Origin of the sequence: Pseudomonas avellanae BPIC 631, assembly GCF_000444135.1 — a bacterium.
Taxonomy (GTDB): Bacteria; Pseudomonadota; Gammaproteobacteria; order Pseudomonadales; family Pseudomonadaceae; genus Aquipseudomonas; species Aquipseudomonas avellanae.
The window spans coordinates 1-1,929 of sequence record NZ_ATDK01000591.1; the positions used below are offsets into that span (position 1 = coordinate 1).

The window sequence follows — 1,929 nt, forward strand, 5'->3', positions numbered from 1 at the left end:
GCGGAGCGTCGCACGATAGGCGTAGGCCCGGTTATTTGTTACGCGTCACCCTCCAGACAGTGTTTGCCAGGTCGTCGGCGATGATGAGCGCGCCTTTCGGATCAACCGTGACGCCCACTGGCCGACCGCGAGTCTTGCCATCGGCACCACGGAAGCCCGTGGCGAAGTCCACTGGCTCACCGGCCGGGCGTCCATTGGCGAACGGTACGAAAATCACCTTGTAACCGACCGGGTTATCGCGGTTCCAGCTGCCGTGTTCACCGACAAAGACGCCGTCTGCAAACTTCTCGCCCATGGCCGGAATGGAGAACGACACGCCGAGTGCAGCAACGTGCGAGCCCAGGCTGTAATCAGGCTTGATCGCGGCTGCGACTTTGGCCGGATTTTGCGGCTGAGCCCGGGTGTCTACGTTCTGACCCCAATAGCTGTAAGGCCAGCCGTAAAAGGCGCCCTCTTTCACCGACGTCAGGTAATCCGGGACCAGGTCAGGACCCAGTTCGTCACGTTCGTTGACCACTGTCCACAACTGCCCGGTACCCGGCTGAATTGCCAATGCGGTCGGGTTACGCAAGCCGGTCGCATACGGCTTGTGCGCACCCGTCGCGGCATCGATCTGCCAGACCATGGCACGATCGATCTCGACCTCCATGCCGCGCTCGGTCACGTTACTGTTCGAGCCAATCCCGACGTACAGAAAACGCCCATCCGGGCTGACTGTCAGTGCCTTGGTCCAGTGATGGTTGATCGCCGACGGCAGGTCCGTCACCTTGGCCGGTTCGCCGCTGGCCTTGGTCTGGCCGTCCTGATAATCGAAGCTGACCAGCGCATCCTGATTGGCTACGTACAACTTGCCATTCGCAAACGCCAGGCCATAAGGCGCATTCAGGTTCTCGGCAAAAACGGTCTTCAGCTCGTACTTGCCGTCGCCATCCGCATCACGTAGCAGCGTCAGGCGGTTGCCGCCTTTGACCTTGGTGTTGCCCTGCGCCTTGATGACGCTGGCGATGACATCCTTCGGCTTGAGCTTGGCTGCACTGCCGCCGCGGCCTTCTGCAATGAGAATATCGCCATTGGGCAGAACGATCGATTGACGAGGAATACTCAGATCAGTCGCAATCGCGCTGATGCTGAACCCCTCAGGCACAGTCGGTTTTTGATCGCCCCATGCGACAGGCTCGGCAATCTTCATGCTCGGCAACAAGCCACGTTGCGGCTCGGGCAGTTTCGGGTCCGGGCCCCGCGCCTGAGTGCTGTCCGCTTCGCCACCACACGCGCTCAGCAGCAGCGCCATACTCAATGCAGTCAATGCGTGGGCCTGTCTCATTCTGCACCTCCCGAACGCAGGCTGGTCAGCCCTGTCCATGTTGCGACACACGCCAATACGGTGACGACCACCGACAGCACCAGACCCGAAGGCATGACCGCCCAGGCATCTTTTGCATGCTCGAATGCGTTGACCAGGCCCAGCACCCAGGTGACCAGCAACAGCAGGAAATACGCCACAGGACGGCCCGCCTTGTGATCGGCACGGATCAGATTTACCAGCGCAAACAGCAGCGCCAGCCCGCAAAACAACAAACCTCCGGCAATCAGCCAGGCGGCAAAGTTGCTCCATTGGATCTGGAAAGTCTGGTAGTAGGCGATATCACTCAGCAATGCACCGAGAAACAGCGGGACGGTGCCAGCGAGCAAGGTCGCGTGCAGCGGCCCTGGTGTGCAGCGGTAGACGGGATGGGTGGTGACGGTCATAGCGGCTCCTTATCGTTCGGCGACCCTGGATCGGTGCTCAGTGCACATGCACTGACCTGTCGGGATCGCGCTGACTGCGCATAGAAGAGGATCATGCTAGGGTCTGTTCCCGTTTCACATTGGTAGCCACAGAAAAGCGCAGGCCATTGCTATGACGCTTTCATAGTTTCTCTTGAGTTT

At 59.9% G+C, this 1,929-nt stretch carries 2 protein-coding genes; both read right to left on the bottom strand.

What is annotated here, in order from left to right:
• Positions 1–31 precede the first annotated feature (31 nt).
• Positions 32–1,324, bottom strand: a complete 1,293-nt coding sequence (locus DW49_RS0127665; protein WP_005619504.1) for a PQQ-dependent sugar dehydrogenase — start codon at positions 1,322–1,324, stop codon at positions 32–34.
• The gene (locus tag DW49_RS0127670) at positions 1,321–1,749 is read right to left on the bottom strand and encodes a DUF2231 domain-containing protein (protein ID WP_005619505.1); all 429 of its coding nucleotides are present in this window, start codon (positions 1,747–1,749) and stop codon (positions 1,321–1,323) included. Before DW49_RS0127670 ends, DW49_RS0127665 begins: the two co-directional genes overlap by 4 nt.
• Between the last annotated feature and the right edge of the window lie 180 nt (positions 1,750–1,929).

Coding starts and splice junctions, on each gene's coding strand:
- DW49_RS0127665 (WP_005619504.1), bottom strand. CDS start 1,324: ATGAGACAGGCCCACGCATTGACTGCATTGAGTATGGCGCTGCTGCTG.
- DW49_RS0127670 (WP_005619505.1), bottom strand. CDS start 1,749: ATGACCGTCACCACCCATCCCGTCTACCGCTGCACACCAGGGCCGCTG.